The sequence below is a fragment of the Deltaproteobacteria bacterium HGW-Deltaproteobacteria-4 genome (genome assembly GCA_002841765.1).
Classification (GTDB): Bacteria; Desulfobacterota; Desulfuromonadia; order Desulfuromonadales; family UBA2197; genus UBA2197.
In genome coordinates, this window is record PHAV01000004.1 from 116,589 (window position 1) to 133,944 (window position 17,356).

Annotated in this window: 13 protein-coding genes; 10 read left to right on the top strand and 3 right to left on the bottom strand. The window is 55.3% G+C overall.

Going from position 1 to position 17,356, the window contains the following annotated elements; all coding sequences use genetic code 11:
• Nucleotides 1-6: 6 nt before the first annotated feature.
• Complete coding sequence (locus CVU69_03880) at nt 7-2,319, top strand: 4Fe-4S ferredoxin (GenBank protein PKN13147.1); 2,313 nt, start codon at nt 7-9, stop codon at nt 2,317-2,319.
• Nucleotides 2,320-2,368: 49 nt separating this feature from the next.
• Here CVU69_03880 and CVU69_03885 read toward each other — a convergent pair whose 3' ends face one another.
• Nucleotides 2,369-5,527, bottom strand: a complete 3,159-nt coding sequence (locus tag CVU69_03885) for a hypothetical protein (protein PKN13148.1) — start codon at nt 5,525-5,527, stop codon at nt 2,369-2,371.
• Nucleotides 5,528-5,566: 39 nt separating this feature from the next.
• Between CVU69_03885 and CVU69_03890 the strand changes: the two genes are divergently transcribed.
• The 6 genes from CVU69_03890 (at nt 5,567) to CVU69_03915 (ending at nt 10,588) form a co-directional block, all read left to right on the top strand.
• Nucleotides 5,567-5,821, top strand: a complete 255-nt coding sequence (locus CVU69_03890; protein PKN13149.1) for a transcriptional regulator — start codon at nt 5,567-5,569, stop codon at nt 5,819-5,821.
• Nucleotides 5,822-5,940: 119 nt separating this feature from the next.
• Nucleotides 5,941-7,008 carry an aminopeptidase gene (locus CVU69_03895; protein PKN13150.1) on the top strand — a complete coding sequence of 356 codons (1,068 nt, stop codon included), beginning with the start codon at nt 5,941-5,943 and terminating at the stop codon, nt 7,006-7,008.
• Between the two features lie 48 nt (nt 7,009-7,056).
• Entirely contained in the window at nt 7,057-7,917 is an 861-nt protein-coding gene (locus CVU69_03900) for a bifunctional methylenetetrahydrofolate dehydrogenase/methenyltetrahydrofolate cyclohydrolase FolD (GenBank protein PKN13151.1), read from the top strand.
• Between the two features lie 4 nt (nt 7,918-7,921).
• Nucleotides 7,922-9,088 carry an exonuclease gene (locus CVU69_03905; GenBank protein PKN13152.1) on the top strand — a complete coding sequence of 389 codons (1,167 nt, stop codon included), beginning with the start codon at nt 7,922-7,924 and terminating at the stop codon, nt 9,086-9,088.
• 77 nt (nt 9,089-9,165) lie between these two features.
• A complete protein-coding gene (locus CVU69_03910; GenBank protein ID PKN13153.1) occupies nt 9,166-9,888 on the top strand; it encodes a hypothetical protein in 723 nt (240 codons plus the stop codon).
• A 28-nt stretch (nt 9,889-9,916) separates the two neighbouring features.
• Complete coding sequence (locus tag CVU69_03915; GenBank protein ID PKN13154.1) at nt 9,917-10,588, top strand: hypothetical protein; 672 nt, start codon at nt 9,917-9,919, stop codon at nt 10,586-10,588.
• A gap of 244 nt (nt 10,589-10,832) precedes the next feature.
• On the opposite strand, the gene CVU69_03920 is transcribed toward CVU69_03915, so the two are convergent.
• The gene (locus CVU69_03920) at nt 10,833-11,498 is read right to left on the bottom strand and encodes a DUF480 domain-containing protein (GenBank protein ID PKN13155.1); all 666 of its coding nucleotides are present in this window, start codon (nt 11,496-11,498) and stop codon (nt 10,833-10,835) included.
• A gap of 4 nt (nt 11,499-11,502) precedes the next feature.
• Nucleotides 11,503-12,387: an acyltransferase gene (locus tag CVU69_03925; protein ID PKN13156.1), complete on the bottom strand. Its 885-nt coding sequence runs from the start codon at nt 12,385-12,387 to the stop codon at nt 11,503-11,505.
• Nucleotides 12,388-12,826: 439 nt separating this feature from the next.
• Here CVU69_03925 and CVU69_03930 point away from each other — a divergent pair, with 439 nt between their 5' ends.
• The 3 genes from CVU69_03930 to CVU69_03940 all read left to right on the top strand — a co-directional run bounded on the left by CVU69_03930 (nt 12,827) and on the right by CVU69_03940 (nt 17,344).
• Nucleotides 12,827-14,158, top strand: coding sequence for a type I citrate synthase (locus CVU69_03930; protein PKN13157.1), 1,332 nt, complete (start codon nt 12,827-12,829; stop codon nt 14,156-14,158).
• A 166-nt stretch (nt 14,159-14,324) separates the two neighbouring features.
• Complete coding sequence (locus tag CVU69_03935) at nt 14,325-15,194, top strand: phosphatase (protein PKN13158.1); 870 nt, start codon at nt 14,325-14,327, stop codon at nt 15,192-15,194.
• Complete coding sequence (locus CVU69_03940) at nt 15,194-17,344, top strand: bifunctional 23S rRNA (guanine(2069)-N(7))-methyltransferase RlmK/23S rRNA (guanine(2445)-N(2))-methyltransferase RlmL (GenBank protein ID PKN13159.1); 2,151 nt, start codon at nt 15,194-15,196, stop codon at nt 17,342-17,344. Before CVU69_03935 ends, CVU69_03940 begins: the two co-directional genes overlap by 1 nt.
• Nucleotides 17,345-17,356 lie beyond the last annotated feature (12 nt).

Below are 17,356 nucleotides of genomic sequence, written 5' to 3' on the forward strand. Positions count from 1 at the left end.
AAGATAATGCCCGCTCTAATTAATGGTTTTGACCATAACAAGAAAAGAATTTCGACTCAGGAACTCCTCGAACAGATCTATCAGGGGTTAGACGCCGGCGAGACCGAGTTCGAGGTCCTCTCCTCCGGTCATCATGACATCGGCGGGCCCCTGTGGTCGACAGATGGGCAAACTCTGCGCTTCAAGGTGAAAAATCCCGGGCAGCGGGTTGGTTCCTTTGGCCTCGCCGGAACCGAGATCATCGTCGAGGGATCTGCACCGGCGGATGCCGGTTGGCTCAACTCCGGTGCGATCCTGACCGTGCGCGGCGATGGTGGTGATACCACGGCGCATTGTGCGGCCGGCGGGAAAATCTATATCGGCGGCCGCGTCGGTACCCGTTCCGGTTCATTAATGAAGCATGACCCGGCTTTCCCTGCCCCGGAATTCTGGGTGCTGAAGAATACCGGTTCCTTCTCCTTCGAGTTCATGGGGGGCGGCACCGCGGTTATCTGTGGACTCGGTTGCGAGGATCTCGATTCCATCCTTGGTGACCGTTCCTGTATTGGTATGGTCGGTGGGACGATCTATGTGCGTGGTCCGGTGCAGGGGATTCCCGACGATGTCTGGCTTCTGGATCTCGACGAAGGCGATTGTGAATTCCTTCGTAACGGTCTGCAGACCTTCCTGCAACAGATTGAACGTCCGCAGCATCTCGCGACTCTGTCTGACTTCTCCGTCTGGCGCAAGATCGTCGCCAAGACCCTGGAGGAGCGCAAGCACATTCACCGCGTGACCATGCGTGAATTCCGTCTCAATAAATGGGTCGAAGGCGGGATTTTCGGTGATATTCTTGATGACGATTATGCCCGGGTGAGTGGTCTGGTCGGCATTGGTGAGGATCGTCTCAAGATTCCGCACTGGCAGGACAAGCGTTATGGCGCCCCCTGTCAGACCTCCTGCCCGAGCGGTATTCCGACCCAGGATCGCATTAATCTGCTGCGCGCCGGAAAGACTCAGGAAGCCCTGGAATTTGTGCTGCGCTACTCACCTTTCCCCGGTTCGGTCTGCGGCGAAGTCTGTCCGAATCTGTGCATGGATGCCTGTACCCGTCGTTTTATCGACCATCCCGTCGCCATGAAGGAGCTTGGGCGCCTCTCCATCGATGCTGTCGCCCCAGCCATTAAAGAAGCGACCGGCAAGTCGGTGGCAGTCATCGGCGGTGGTCCCGGCGGTCTCTCGGCGGCGTGGCAACTGCGTCTGGCCGGGCATGCTGTCACCGTTTATGAGTCCGATGTCGAAGTCGGCGGTAAATTGCGTCAGGTCATCCCCACCGAGCGTCTCCCCGCGGAAATCCTCAGTTCGGAGATAAAGCGGATCAAGCAGAGCGGCATTACCGTCAAGACCTCGACCAAGGTCGATGCGCCGCTCTTTGCACAAATTCGTCAGGAGCATCATGCAGTTGTTATTGCCAGTGGTGCCCATAATCCGGTGATCATCCCCTTTAGCGGCCATGAGCGCTTGGTGAAAGGCCTTGATTTTCTCAAGGCAATCAACAACGGCCAGCGTCCGGTCATTGGTGAACGGGTTGTCGTCCTCGGCGCTGGCAACGCCGGCATGGATGTCTGTCTCGGTGCCTACGCCATGGGCGCTAAACAGGTCACTTCTATCGATATCCAGCGTCCGGCGGCGTATCGTCATGAAATCGACCGCGTCGAATACCTCGGCGGCAAAATTATCTGGCCCTTCTTTACGGCCAAGGTCGATGAAAAAGGGGTGCATGGCAAGGACGGCCGCCTGCTTGAAGCTGATACCGTTATCATCGCCGTTGGTGAGCGTCCGGATCTTTCCTATGTGCCGCGGGAGATCTTGAATGACAAGGGGATGGTTGATGTTGACAGCTGCAATCAGTCAATCAAGATGCCGGGGGTCTTTGCCATCGGTGATTCGATCAAACCCGGCCTGCTCACTCATGCCATTGGTGACGGAGCAGATGTGGCGCGCTATATTGATGATTTTATTAGCGGTAAAGAGCTTCAGTCGATCATCAAGCCGCAATTGATTCCGCAGAGTTGTTTGTCAAAGGAGCTCTTCCGCCCGCGCAACCGTGGTCGGCATCGCCCCGGCGATCCCAAGGATGAGACCAATCGTTGTCTGTCCTGCGGTACCTGTCGCGACTGTAAAATGTGTCTGGAGGCCTGCCCGGAAGGAGCGATCCGCCGCGTCGAACTCCCTAACGGCAAGTTCGAGTACGTCTCCGATGCTGAGTATTGCATCGGTTGCAGCATCTGTGCAGGGATCTGTCCCTGCGGGATCTGGGCAATGGAGGTTTTGGTTTAAAAGATGAACGGATCGGGCGACGCTTGCGTCGCCCGATTTATTTTCAGCGTCACCCCTCGATCAAAAATTCGAAATCTGCCCGCGTCAACGGCACATCCCCGGCATCCCGTCCTTCCTCCAGCAGGGCTTTAAAGAGCTTTTCCTTGCGGCTCTTGAGCATCATCATCTTCTCTTCGACAGTGTGCTGCATCAACAAACGCAACACGGTCACAGTACGCGTCTGGCCGATACGGTGGGCGCGGTCGGAAGCCTGATTCTCGACCGCCGGATTCCACCAGGGGTCGAGGTGGATGACGTAACTCGCCCGGGTGAGGTTGAGGCCGCGTCCGCCGGCTTTGAGGCTGAGCAGAAAGACTTGCGGGACTTTGCTCCCTTGAAAACGATGGACAAGATCCTTGCGCTGCGCCACCGGGGTCGACCCGTCGAGCCGCAGCCAGGGGATCCCCTCAGCAGCGAGGGCCGGTTCGATAAGGTCGAGAAAAGTGGTGAACTGGGAGAAGACGAGGACGCTGTGCCCTTCCTCCATAAGTTCCTGGAGTTGTTCGCAGAGGGCGGTAATCTTCGGTGCTGCCCCTTCGATTTCGGCGCCGACCAGGCGCGGATCGAGGCAGAGGCGGCGCAGGCGGGTGAGGGCGGCGAGGGCGGTGATGCGGGCCTGGCCGGCGTTCTGTTGGCTATAAGCAGAGGAGACCGTCCCGCGCAGTTCGTTGACCGTCTGCTGATACAGGAGTTTTTGCGCTTCGTTCATCTCCAGGCGGAGCTCCATTTCGATCTTGGCCGGGAGCTCGTCGGCGATCATATCCTTGCTGCGGCGCAACACAAAGGGTTTGGTCCGGGCGATGATGGTGGTGAGGCGCTGTTCTTCATCTTTGCTGCGAGCGCCGCCAAAGTCCTTTTCATCGCCAAGAAGGCCGGGGAGGACGAGGTCGATAATTGACCAGAATTCGCCCAGGTGATTCTCGACCGGGGTGCCGGTGAGGGCAAGTTTGAAGGTCCCTTGCAGGCGCCGGGCCGCGGCAGTGATGCCGGTACGGAGATTCTTCACCGCCTGAGCTTCGTCAAAGATGATGACATGGAAGGGGAGCTTTGTCAGCTTTTCGATATCGCGGCGCACGAGGTCGTAAGAGGTGAGGACGACATCGGTATTTCTAAAGTCGGTGCTGCGGTCAAGGCCGCGGTAGATGGTGGTGCGCAGCTCCGGGGCAAAGCGGGCAATTTCACTTTCCCAGTTAAAGAGGAGGCTCGGCGGCATGACGACGAGATGCGGCAGCGCCTTTTTTTTCGGGGTGCGACTGCTGAGCACCCCCTGCTGCAAGGCGGCTAGGAGGCTGATCGCTTGCAGGGTCTTGCCGAGGCCCATGTCGTCGGCGAGGCAGGCGCCGAATTTGTGCTCGTAGTGGAAGGCGAGCCAGTCGTAACCATGGCGCTGATACTCGCGCAGCTGCGCCTGGAGTTGCGGCAGGGGGCGAGAGGGCAGGTCGGAAAAGTGTTCGAGATCATGAAGGATTTTCGCATCGTCCGCGGCGAGTTCGAGGCTGGCACCGAGGCGGCGGAGGGCGAGGCAATCGAGGATGTGCAGGCGGGGGATGCGCAGGACATCTTCCCCTTTCCGTTGGCGCTGGGTCGGTGCCATGGCGGCGAGGAGGGAGAGGGCCTGCAGGCTGAGAGCATCAAGGAGATGGAGCTCGCCACCGGCTTCAAAGAGACCGTCAGCGAGGGCGCGGCGCCACTCATCTTCACTGAAGAGGGTACCGTTGTAACGGATCTCCGGACGGAGTTCAAACCAGTCGATGCCGGCGGCAGTAGCGTTGATCTTGATCTCGATTGCGGCCGGAACCGTCGTTTGGCCAGCCAGGGAGAGTTCAACGCCAATCTCTTGCAGGGCCGGCAACAGCATCGGTAAGGAGCTGAAGAAGGAGCGGCGCGGCACCACCAGTTCGCCGGGGATCTGGGCATCGCGCAGGGCGGTGACACCGAAGTGCTGGTAAAGGATCTCCAGCAGCGCCACTTCTTTCTGGTGGTTACGCTGTTGCAGCACCCAGTTGGCTCCGTCGAGCTGCAGCAGCCAGTTCTCCTGCTGATCGCGGCTGAGAGCTTCTTCTATCATCCCCTTGGCTTCGCGCACCACGGCCCGTTTACGAAAATCCGGTCCCTGTAAAAAATTGCGCAGGACGCGGCGATGGGCGGTGATGCCGCTTTCACGGCGGGCGGCGAAGTAAGCATCATAAATGACACGGCGACGCTTCAGGGTGCGCAGCGGCGCCGCGACCACAGCAAAGCTCGCTTCACAAAAAAGGGCAAGGGCATGCTGGTCAAGGGGGAATAATCGGTTGGCTGTCTGGGTGACGGCGTGAATAAAGAGTTGTTCGCTATCTGTCGCATCGAGGATGACATCGATTTTATAATCGTTGAGCAAGCGCTGCTCCGGCGATTGGGCGTTCCCGGTGATGGCCAGGGTTAGGTCGTCCAGTTGCGGCGTTTGACCGGCGGCAGCGATCAGTTCGATGCCACTGAAACGCTGGGGGGGGATCAGGCAGCTGCCATCGTCCTGGAGGATTCCGTCGAGGATGAGGGTGTCCCAGAGCTGCCAGTTGTCGCTTGCCAGGCGCACGAAGCGTTTTGCTGCAAAGTCGGCCAGCCAATCCCGGATGCGCGCGGTGCGGGGGCTGATATGGCTGCCGTCATCCAGCAGGCGGCGAATAATCAGTCCTTCCAGTTGGAGATCGAGGTGGAGGGTTCCATGCCGTGGTTCCTTGTCAATCCGTACTTGCGTAAAGGTATCACCCTCCTGCATCAACAATGGCCAGCAGAAGGTGTCGTTGTCGAGGATTTGCGTGAAATGATTGGCCAGGAGGTAGCGATAATGGGCATATTCCATTGTCAGCGGTCGTAGCAGAAAAGGGATATCCGCTGTCGAGCTGTCGACCGGCTGGCCGTTGCGCAGCACCGTGAGCGGCAGGGGGTGGTCAATTTCATGGAGAAGAACGGTATAGACTGACGGACTCTTTTTCGCTGCTAAAGATTTTATGTCGTAGTGCTGCAAATTCATACCTGTCAGCTCGTCTGGACTGGATTTGTGCCAGCCCCGAAAGGTCAAGGGGGGAGGGCGAAAGCGGTTTTTTTTCAAAAGGTAAATTATAACACTGCCGCTGTAAGTTACAAAGTTTTTTTGTCCTTCCTTTCTCTTGACAGTCGTCGATGAAGCCATTACATTGACGCCCGAAACAAGCTCAGGAGGTTGTTAGCTATGCCGATGTATGAATACGAATGTCAGGCCTGCGGTAATAATTTTGAGGCCCGGCAGAAATTTTCCGATGCGCCTTTGACTGTCTGTCCCAAGTGCCAGGGTGAAGTGCGCAAGCTGATTTCTCAGGCAGGATTTGCCCTTAAAGGGGGCGGCTGGTACCAGCAGAGTTACGGCAATGGCGGTGCCGCTCCGTCTTGTGCTGCCAAAGCCGAGGGTGGCGGCTGCGCCGGTTGCCCCAAAGCGGCGCAAGAATAGATAAAGCCCCCCGACTCAAAGTAGCCGGGGTTTTTTATTTGCTCACAGGAGGTTTTCGGTATGGATAATCAGCGCAGGTCCGGGCCGGAATCCTTTTTTTGCGTTCAGCAGTTCTTGCCATGAAGCGGGCCATGCTGCTCTTCTCCAGTCTCTGCGGTTTGGTTTTCTGTACTCCGGGACTGGCTCTGTGCAGCGATCTTGGCTATTATGCCCAGGCAATACAGGGACATGTAAAAATTCTCCTGGCGCGCCGGCCGATTGAACAACTCCTTGTCGAGTCGAAAATTACTCCTGCACTTAAAGAGCGGCTGCAACTGGTGCTGGAAATTCGCGATTTTGCCAGTCATGAGCTGGACCTGCCGGAGAATGATAGCTATCGCAGTTATGCCGATATTCAGCGCGCCGCTGTCGTCACCAATGTGATTGCCGCCAAGGAGTTCTCTCTGCAGCCCCTGATCTGGTGCTTTCCTTTTGCCGGTTGCGTCAGTTATCGCGGATATTACGATCCCCGCAAGGCCGAGAGCTTTGCAGCTGGCTTGCGCGATCAGGGCTATGAGACCGATCTTTATGGGGTCAGTGCCTACTCGACCCTCGGCTGGTTTGACGATCCGGTTCTCAATACTTTTATCGATTGGCCGGAAGCGGCGCTGGCAGGACAGATCTTTCACGAGCTAGCCCATCAGCAGCTTTACGTTAAGGACGATTCTTCTTTTAATGAAGCCTTTGCCGAAGTTGTCGAGGCGGAAGGGGTAAAGCGCTGGCTTGCCCGCCAGGGACAGGCGCCTGCGGCGGACGCGATGGAGGAACAGGAGCGGCGGCAGGCCTTTGTTGCTCTTTTGCTGCAGACCCGGCATGACCTCGAAGTCCTATATGCCTCCGGCAAGTCGCTTCAGGTGATGCGCGCAGAGAAGAAGGCGGTTTTCAGCCTACTCCGTCAACGTTATCAGCTTCTACGGGACGAAACATGGCAGGGATACAGTGGTTTTGATCGCTGGTTCGAGCGGCCGGTCAATAATGCGCGTCTCGCTGCTGTCGCCACCTATCACGATCGTAAACCTTCTTTTCTGGCGCTGCTGCAGCGGACCGATGGCGATCTCAGCCGTTTCTATGAGGAGGCCGCCGCATTGGCCAAGCGTACCCGTGCCGAACGGGACGAGATACTGGCGGAACTGGCAAAGGCACAATAAATTCTCTTCGTTGCTATAAAAATTCACACATAACCGGAGGTTCGTGAGATGAACAAAGTAATCGATGGCAAGTTGATCGCAGCTGAAATGCGTAAAGAGATCGCCGCAGACGTGCAGAATCTGGCAGCCAGAACAGTTGTCCCTGGCTTGGCGGTCGTTCTGGTCGGTGAAGATCCGGCCAGCCGCGTCTATGTATCGATGAAGGAGAAGGCCTGCGCTGATACCGGCATCTATTCAGTAGAACATAAACTTTCCGCGGAGACGACCGAGGCTGAATTGCTCACGTTGATCGCCGAACTGAATAACGATGCCCGCATTGACGGGATCCTTGTCCAACTCCCCCTGCCGAAGCAGATCGACGAAAGTCGCGTCCTTGAATCGATCTCGCCGAGCAAGGATGTCGACGGCTTTCATCCTTACAATGTCGGACGTCTGGTTACTGGGAACCCCCTCTTCCAACCCTGTACACCTTACGGGGTGATGAAGATGCTGGAATACACTGGCGTTGAGCTTGCCGGCAAGCATGTGGTGGTGGTGGGGCGCTCCAATATCGTCGGTAAACCGGTGGCGCTGATGTGTCTGGCGAAACATGCAACGGTGACGATCTGCCATTCGCGCACGGCCAATCTTATTGATGAAGTGCGGCGCGCAGATGTGGTGATCGCGGCGGTCGGTCGGCCGGAGATGATCAAGGGCGACTGGATCAAGCCAGGCGCGGTCGTCATCGATGTCGGGGTGAATCGCGTCGGCGAGAAGAAGCTGGTCGGTGATGTTGATTATGCCGGCGCCTTAGAGCGGGTCAGTGCGATTACGCCGGTGCCGGGCGGGGTTGGTCCGATGACCATCACCATGCTCCTTTACAACACCGTCGACAGCGCCAAAAGGCGTGCCGACAAGGCGGGCTGTTAAGTTTATGGGGATTCTGTCCAATACCGTCACAATTTGTCACTACGAAGTCAACGGTCCTCTGCCGGACGGGGATCTGGCCGCCTGGGCGCAAGGGCGTCTTGCCGAGCGAGGATTTCAGTCGATCGATAACAGCAGCGAAGAGGTCTCGGTCGGTTGGGTGCATCTTGATGACAGTCAGGGGAGTGACTTCAGTCAGGAAGGAGATTTCCGTCGCGACAACTGGCTGGTCTTCTCCCTGCGCCGTGATCAGCGCCGCATCCCGGCCGGACTCCTCCGTGCCCACTTTGATCTTGCCTGTCGTGCCTACCATGCACAGAACCCCGGCCTGGCGCGGATTGCCAAGGCCAAGCGGGAAGAGCTCAAGGAAGCTGTGATGGGCTCCCTGCTGGCACGCACCCTGCCGGCGCCGGCTGTCTACGATATGATCTGGGATACCCGCGCCGGGACCGTCACCTTTACTTCGATTAGCCCCAAGATGACTGAAATCCTCGAAGGCTATTTCAAGCAGACCTTTGAGGGTCTGACCCTGACCCCCCTCTATCCGCTGCGCCGCGCAGAAGGGGTGGTCGATCCGGCTCTGTTGCTGAAGTTGAAAGAAGCGAATCGCGCCAGCAATGAGAATCTACTTGAACAGATTCGTGATAACCTTTGGTTTGGCGAAGATTTTCTCCTCTGGCTCCTGTACCGAACGATGAATGAAGGCTCGGAGTATGCTGTCTGTCGTCCCGGACCCGCCGCGCATGGCGAAGTCTTTGTCGCCTACCTCAATGACCGTATTGTCCTCCAGGGAGAGAGCAGTGGCGGCAGCCAAAAGATTGCCGTTAGTGGACCGCAGGACAGTTTCCGCGAAGTTCGCGCCGCCCTGCAGGGGGGGAAGGTTGTTCGCGAGGGGGTCATCTGTCTGGAGAAGGGTGAGGACTTCTGGCGTTTCAATCTTAAAGGTGAGTTCTTCACCTTTGGCAGTTTCAAGGGACCGTCGGTACGTCTCGAACGGGAAGATGTCGCTGACCCACAGCGCGAGCGCGAAGCGGTCTTTTACGAACGGATGCATATTATCGAAGAAGGATTGCAACTCTTCGACAGTCTGATTGCGGTCTTTCTCCGTGAACGTCTTGGCGACAACTGGGGCGACTTGCAGCAGCGCGTTGATCAATGGCTGGTCGAAGAGTAGCCCTCTTCTTTTTTGACATTTTGTCCAAGGGTTGCTAAAGTGCCGCCTTTATTATCTGAAAGGATCTCCTATTATTTATGTATAACATCTTGATTTCGTTTGCTATTGGCTTGATCGCCGGTACTCTTGCCGCCTTGAGTCCCTTGGGGCTCTGGGGTGGATTTTTTGTTTTCGTGCTGGTGACAGTGGCCGCAATTTTTTTCGCTACGCGCATCGTGATGAAAAGGGTGACAGCGATCATGGATGTGGTGCAAAAGGACCTGCAGGCGAATCACCCGGAGAAAGCGATCAAAGTCCTGGAGACGGCATTGGTTTATGCGCCCTGGCAGGTTTATCTCAAAGGGCAGATCCGTTCCCAGATCGGCATGATTCATTTTTTGCGCCGCGATTTTTCCACAGCCTTTGAGTTTCTCAAGGAAGGCTTCATCCGTAACTGGCCGGCGATGGGGATGCTGGCCGTTACTTATATGAAGAAGAACAAGTCCTCGTTGATGATCGATACGTTTGAAAAGGCGGTCTCTGCCAACAAAAAGGAGCCGATGCTCTGGAATCTTTATGCTTATTGCCTCGAAGAGACCGGTCAGCATGGCAAGGCTATCGAGGTTATGGAAAAGGGCCTGAAGAAGACCGGCGGGAATGATATCCTCAATGCGAACCTGGTGTTGTTGCGCGAGGGGAAGAAGATGAAGATGAAAGAATGGGGCGAGCTTTGGTATCAGTTCCATTTGGAAAAGACCGGGAATCTGGTCAAGGAGCAAACGAGAGCCATGCAGGGGCGGCGTAAAATCCCCATGCGCTGAGATATTTGCCGGCAGGAAATTATGTCAGATGAGTAAAAAAAAGAGTCATGATTTTAATACCAGCCCCTTCAAGAATTTGAAGGGGCTTTCTTTTCCGGTACAGGGGGAGATCAAGGCCGCACCTCCGCCGTTACCGAGGGCAGTCATTCCGGAATATGATTTTTCGGAGGAGATGAAAGGTCTCGGAGTAAAAATTCTCCCCACAGATGAGCGACTTGACGGGATTGAGCGTTCGTCAGCTGCGTCGCCCGCCACCGTCGTCAGACTCGCTCCGATCGAGCCCGGCAATGATCAGGAGCTCTTCTTGTCGGCGATTGAGGGGATGGAGGTTTTCTTTCATGACGAGATTCCTGATCTTGAGGTGCCGACTGCTGCGCCGCGTCGGATGAAATTGGTTGAGCAGGGTCGTTTGCGGCCTAGCGAGCGCCTTGATCTGCACGGTTTTTCCCGCAGTGAAGCGCGACGTCGTGTTGCGCATTTTCTTGAAAATGCTGTGCATCACGGTTATCCGCTGGTTTTGATCATTACCGGTTGGGGGAAGAACAGTAGTGGTGAAGCGATTCTGCGCGAAGAGATTGCGCGCTTTTTGCGTACCGACGGAGCGCCGTTGGTGAGTGAGTGGGCTTTTGCCCCGAAAGATCTGGGCGGCGACGGCGCCCTCCTTGTCTTTCCTCGTTTCAAAAATAAAAAGCCCCGCTGATTTTTCAGCGGGGCTTTGCTCATTAGCCTTCAGGCAGCCCCCGTTATGAGGGCTAACTTCGGCAACCTTCCTTGCAGCGGGTGATTGGACGGAGCATGTAGGTTAAAGTCCACATAGTTTTATCTCCTTTCCGGGGTTTCTCCCCTGTTAAACGAAAGCTGACCCGAATCAAGGGATGTTGCTTGATTCGTTTTTTAAATATATATCAGCTTCGCAATAATTGCAACCATTATCGTCAGATTTTTTATTCGAACTGGTTGCGGAACGCGGCAAAGGCGGAGGTCAGGCTGGCGACTTCGCAGCGCAGCTTGACAACCTCCTCTTCCAGGGCAAGGATTCTAGTTTCCTGTCCCTCAACATGATGGCGTTCCGTTTCCGGCGCCGATTCATGTTTCACAGACTCTTCAATGGCTGGTACGCCACTGAGAAGATGAGCAAAGCGGTTCTCCTTGCGACCGGGTAGACGGGGGAGTTTGATCAGAAGGGGTTCTTTACGAGTGGTTAGAAGGTGAAGCACCCCTTCTACGGCTTCGAGATTGCTAAAGGCATACATCCGTTCACAGCGGTTGCGCAGCTCTCCTGCGGTTTGCGGACCTCGTAACAGGAGTTCGCAAAGAATCGCCTGTTCTTCCGGTTCAAGGTAAAGTTTTTGCGCAAGGTTGTGCTTATATTTGGGGACTCGACCGCCGTCCGTTGCGGCCTGCAGCGCCAGTCCCTGAAATCGCAGGGCGTCGAGACAGAGGAGAACATCGGTTTCATCCAGGGTCATCACCGGGTCACGGTTCGATTTCTGATTACAGGCATTGGTCAGGGCATTAAGGGTGAGAGGATAGTATTCCGGAGTCGTCATTTCTTTTTCGATAAGGCAACCGAGGACACGGGCTTCCTGGGCGGTGAGTTGCAGTTCCATGATGTCAGTCCCGGTAACGTTTGTTGAGATCGCCATAAGCATCGATGCGGCGATCCCGTAAAAAGGGCCAGATACGGCGGACTTGCTCGGAACGGTTGAAGTCGATAGCGGCAATGAGTACCTCCTCGTCCTCCTGTCCTCCTTGCACCAGGATCTCCCCCTGCGGGCCGGCGACAAAGCTGCTCCCCCAGAACAGTGCGCCAGCGGTCTGATGCGAAGAGTCGGCTTCAAAGCCGACGCGGTTGACGCTGATCAGCGGCAAACCGTTAGCGATCGCGTGACTACGTTGAATGGTGAGCCAAGCGTCGCGCTGGCGTTCCTGTTCAACAGCAGCGTCCTGCGGATCCCAGCCGATCGCCGTTGGATAGATGAGGATATCGGCCCCGGCTAACGCCATCAAACGTGCACCTTCCGGATACCATTGATCCCAGCACACCAGGACGCCGAGTTTGCCGACTGAAGTCTGGATAGGGGTAAAACCGAGGTCGCCCGGGGTGAAGTAGAACTTTTCGTAATAGCCGGGATCATCGGGGATGTGCATTTTGCGGTAACGCCCGGCGATAGAACCGTCCTGTTCGATAACCACGGCGGTGTTGTGGTAAAGACCGGGAGCGCGACGTTCAAAGAGGCTGAGGATGAGTACTACTCCGAGTTCTTTGGCGATAGAACTGAAACACTCAGTCGAGGGACCCGGGATCGTTTCTGCAGTATCGAAGTTCGCTATTACTTCCTGTTGACAGAAGTAGGGACCGGTATGAAGTTCTTCCAGGACAATGAGTTTTGCACCCCGGGCCGCCGCGCTGCGGATGCCGCCCAGACTCTTTTCAATATTCGCTGCGCGGTCATAGGAGCAGCTTTGTTGAATTAAACCGACCGTGAGTGTTTGCATGAACGAGGTGATCCTTGATTGAATTGTGAAAGATATCCGGAACTATAGCAGAGCGATCGGTCTTTGGGTAGGGGGTAGGTGGTACGACAGAGATTGAACTGGTTTCAGTGTAAACTGCCTGGTAAAATCGATTCTTGTTGGATTACATGATTTTAATCATTGTGCTTTATTGTGATATTTCAATAAATTATATGAAGTTTCATGAGGCGAATTCCTGTTTTTGAAACAATGTTGTATACAAAAATCTCTTGACTTTGAAGGCCTTAATTGTTAGAAGTTTGTTTAAATTGAAGGGGATTAGCATTTGTGAAGCTAACCCTCTTTGTTTTTTGTTTATCTTCGATGATATTGAAGTCTCTGAGGATGTCCTGGTTTTATTTGTGTTGTATCGGTCGATGGGTTTCCCATCGAATATTGTCCATCATAAAGGAGAGAGAGCATGTCGACGTTGAAGGAATCGCTAAAGCAGAAGATTGAAGCGCACCGTCCGCGTACCACCCGTCTCGTCAAGGAATTCGGTAAGGTTATCATCGACCAGGTCAACATTGACCAGTGTATTGGTGGCGCCCGTGACATTCGCAGCCTCGTCACCGACATCTCCTACCTGGACCCCCAGGAAGGGATCCGTTTCCGTGGCAAGAATATCCCTGAGACCTTTGCCGCCCTCCCCAAAGCTGCAGGTTCGACTTATCCGACTGTTGAGTCCTTCTGGTTCTTCCTGTTGACCGGCGATGTCCCGACCGACGCTCAGGTGGCCGAAGTTGTTGCCGAGTGGAAAGTCCGTCAGGTCGTCCCCCAGTATGTCTTCGATGCCATCCGCGCCCTGCCCCGTGACAGCCATCCGATGGTCATGCTTTCGGTTGCCATGCTCACCCTGCAGAAAGACTCCAAATTTGCCGGTTTCTATAACTCCGGTAAATTCAACAAGATGACCGCTTGGGAATCTGTCTACGAAGATGCCAGTGATATTTGTGCTCGTATCCCGATCATTGCCGCTTTCATCTACAACCTCAAGTACCGTAATGACAAGCAGATTGCAATCGATCCGAAGCTCGACATGGGCGCCAATTTCGCTCACATGATCGGTCAGAGCGAGGAGTATAAGGATGTTGCTCGTATGTACTTCATCCTTCACTCTGACCATGAGTCCGGTAACGTTTCTGCTCATACCACTCACCTGGTTCATTCGGCTCTGTCCGACCCCTACTATGCCTACTCCGCGGGCCTCAACGGCCTGGCCGGCCCGTTGCATGGATTGGCCAACCAGGAAGTTCTCGACTGGACCCTCAAGTTCCAGGAGAAGTACTGCAAAGGCGTCGAGCCGACCAAAGAACTCATCAAAGACGCGCTGTGGGACACCCTCAACGCCGGTCAGGTTATCCCCGGTTATGGCCACGCTGTTCTGCGTAAGACCGATCCGCGCTACATGGCGCAGCGCGAGTTCTGCCTGAACACCCCGGGTCTCAAGGATGACGCTCTCTTCAAAGTCGTCGCCATGATCTTTGAAGTTGCTCCTGGCGTCCTCACCGAGCACGGCAAGACCAAGAACCCCTGGCCGAACGTCGATGCACAGTCTGGCGTTATCCAGATGTACTATGGTCTCACCGAATATGACTTTTACACCGTCCTCTTCGGTGTCGGTCGCGCCCTCGGCTGCATGGCCAACATCACCTGGGACCGCGGTCTTGGTTATGCCATCGAGCGTCCGAAGTCGGTCACTACCGATATGCTGGAGAAGTGGGCTGCTGCTGGTGGTCGCGATCTCGGCTAAGTTCAACAGTTCTATTTCGTATCAGAATAAAAACAGGAGACGCCGCTCGGTGTCTCCTGTTTTTATTGCAGGTGAAGAGTTTTTTAAAAAAGATACTGTCTTCTTGTCTTAATGACGTTATAGTTGTCGCCGTAAATATTTTAATCTGGACGCTTTTGGAGCCCTTATGCCGCAATATATTGATTTACATTTGCACAGTACTTCTTCGGATGGACTTTATGCGCCGGAAGAGGTCATGCAGATGGCCAAAGCAATTGGTCTTTCGGCGGTGGCACTGGCTGACCACGACAACATTGATGGAATAGATGCCGCCATGGTGGCAGGTTCGGCCCTTGGCCTTGAAGTCCTGACCGCTGTTGAACTTTCGACACAGTGGGGTGATTACCAGGACATTCACCTTCTCGGTTATGGCTTTGATCACCACCATCCCGAATTACTTGAAGCTTTGGCAGGCTTTCGGGACTTTCGAGAGCGCCGCAATGAACATATCGTCGAGCGCGTCAATGAAAAGCTGCAGGGGGAAGGGCGTACACTGCTCGATCTGTCGACAGTGCAGGAGAAAGCCGGGGGGACGATCGGTCGGCCGCATATTGCCATGGCGCTTCTTGATGCCGGACATGTGCAGAATAAAGAGGAAGCTTTTGAGCGATATCTGGTGCCGTGCAATGTCGAGAAGCATTTCTTCCCGATCGAAGATGCTATTGCCTTGATTCACCGGGCCGGCGGCGCGGCAGTTCTGGCGCATCCTCCGTATATTACTCCGGATCGCCGTACCCTTGAAGGTCTGGTCAAGACCTTTACAAAGCTGGGCCTTGACGGTATCGAGGCTTACAATAACGGTGCAGACAATGACATGATCGATTGGACTATCTCTCTGGCGCGGCGCAATGGCCTGGTCGTCACCGGTGGTTCTGACTTCCATGGTGCTGACGGTGAAGTTTTGACCCTGGGTGGGCATCGCGGCAACCTCAAAGTTCCCGTTAAGTATCTCGATGAAGTCAACGCTGCCATTTATCGCCGGCAGCAGGAGGTTTAATGCTTCCGTTGCAATCGTTCTTTGCTACCGCCCCCCTCGGGGTTGAGCCCCTCCTGGCTGAAGAGTTACGTTCTCTCGGCGCGATTTCTTTGCGTGAAACCCGAGCAGGGGTCTACTTTAGCGGCACACTCGAACTCGCATATCGCGTCTGCCTCTGGTCGCGTCTGGCGAGCAGGGTTTTTTTGCCCTTGGCGGAATACGCAGCCACTACGCCGCAAGAGCTTTATGAAGGCGCGAGAAATATCCCCTGGAGCGAACATCTCGATAGCGGTGCCACCTTTGCCGTCGATGCCACGATCACTTCCTCTGAAATCACCCATTCCCGCTTTGCCGCACTCAAGATCAAGGATGCCATCGTCGATGTGCTGCGCGAAGAGCGGGGTTTTCGCCCTGACGTCGATGTCGAGAAGCCGGATCTGCGCCTCAACCTGTATCTGCGCCGGGACCGGGCAATTGTTTCTCTCGATCTTTCCGGCGAGAGTCTGCACAAACGCGGCTATCGTCACGAGACCGTCCTTGCCCCCCTTAAAGAAAATCTGGCGGCAGCGATTCTCCTGCGTGCCGGTTGGGCAAAGATTGCGGCTGATGGCGGCTCGCTGATCGATCCAATGTGCGGTTCAGGAACCTTTGTTATCGAAGCGGCATTGATTGCGGCTGATATCGCACCGGGACTGTACCGGGAGGATTTCGGCTTCAAGCGTTGGCGTGGTCATGATGATGCCCTTTGGCGTCCGTTGCTGGCTGAAGCCCGACAACGTCGCGAAGTCGGCATGACCCGTCTGCCCCTCCTTTACGGATTTGACAGTGCTGTCGGAGCGATCAGGTCAGCGCGCATCAATGCCGATGCCGCCGGGTTTGGCGGCAAGTTACGTTTTGAGCGTCGGAATGTTGAGGAGTTGGTTCGTAGTCCCGGGAGCACAGCCGGACTGGTGGTCGTCAACCCCCCTTACGGTGAACGACTCGGAGAGAAGAATCAACTCGCGCCCCTGTATGGCGCTCTTGGTGCCCGGTTGCGCAGTGAGTTTATCGGCTGGAAGGCGGCGATCTTTACCGGTAATCCTGATTTGGCGCGGGCGATGGAGATCCGGCCGGTCAAGCAGAATACCCTTTTCAATGGCGCCCTGGAGTGCCGTCTTCTCCACTTTCAGATCGAAAACGAATATTTTTATGGTGCCGCCACCCGTCCTCCCGGTGAAGAAAAGCCCCTTTCTGCCGGAGCGGAGATGTTTGCCAATCGATTGCGCAAGAATTTAAAGAGTCTCGGCAAATGGGCGCGGAGTCAGGGGATTGAGTGTTATCGCCTTTATGATGCCGATATGCCCGAATATGCCGTAGCGGTCGACATGTACGGCACGGCCGTACATGTGCAGGAGTACGAAGCACCGAAGACGATCGATGAGGAGCAGGCGCGCTTGCGGCTGGTTGAAATTCTGGCGGCTCTGCCCGGGGCTTTACAGGTTTCCAGAGACAAGATTGCGCTGAAGGTGCGGAAGAGACAGAAGGGGGCGACACAGTACGAAAAGTTTGGTGCCGAAGGCCGGATGCTGGAAGTGCGGGAAGGGTCCGCGCGTCTGCTGGTGAATCTCACTGACTATCTCGACACCGGGCTCTTTCTCGATCATCGCGATACCCGGCAGCTGATTCATGAACTAGCACCGGGCAAAGAGTTTCTCAACCTGTTCTGTTATACCGGCGCCTGCACCGTCCAGGCAGCTCTCGGTGGTGCGAGGAGATCGGTCAGTGTCGATATGTCATCGACTTACATCAAGTGGGCCGAGCGTAATTTTGTTCTCAACGGCATGAGTACCAGCACCCATGAATTGGTACAGGCCGACTGCCTGACCTGGGTGAAAGAAGCGCGGCGTAAATTCGATTTGATCTTCCTTGATCCGCCGACCTTTTCCAACTCCAAGTCGATGCGCGCAAGCTTTGATGTGCAGCGTGACTATGTCCCGTTACTGCGTTCTACCAGTCGATTGCTGAATCCCGGTGGTGTGCTGATCTTCTCCAATAACAACCGGCGCTTTAAAATGGATGCTAATGCTCTGCCCGAGCTGGAGATCGTCGATATCACCGCCAAAACGATCCCCCGCGACTTTGCCCGCAATCCGCGGATCCATAACTGCTGGCAAATTACCCGTAAAATCTGATCATCTCAGGGG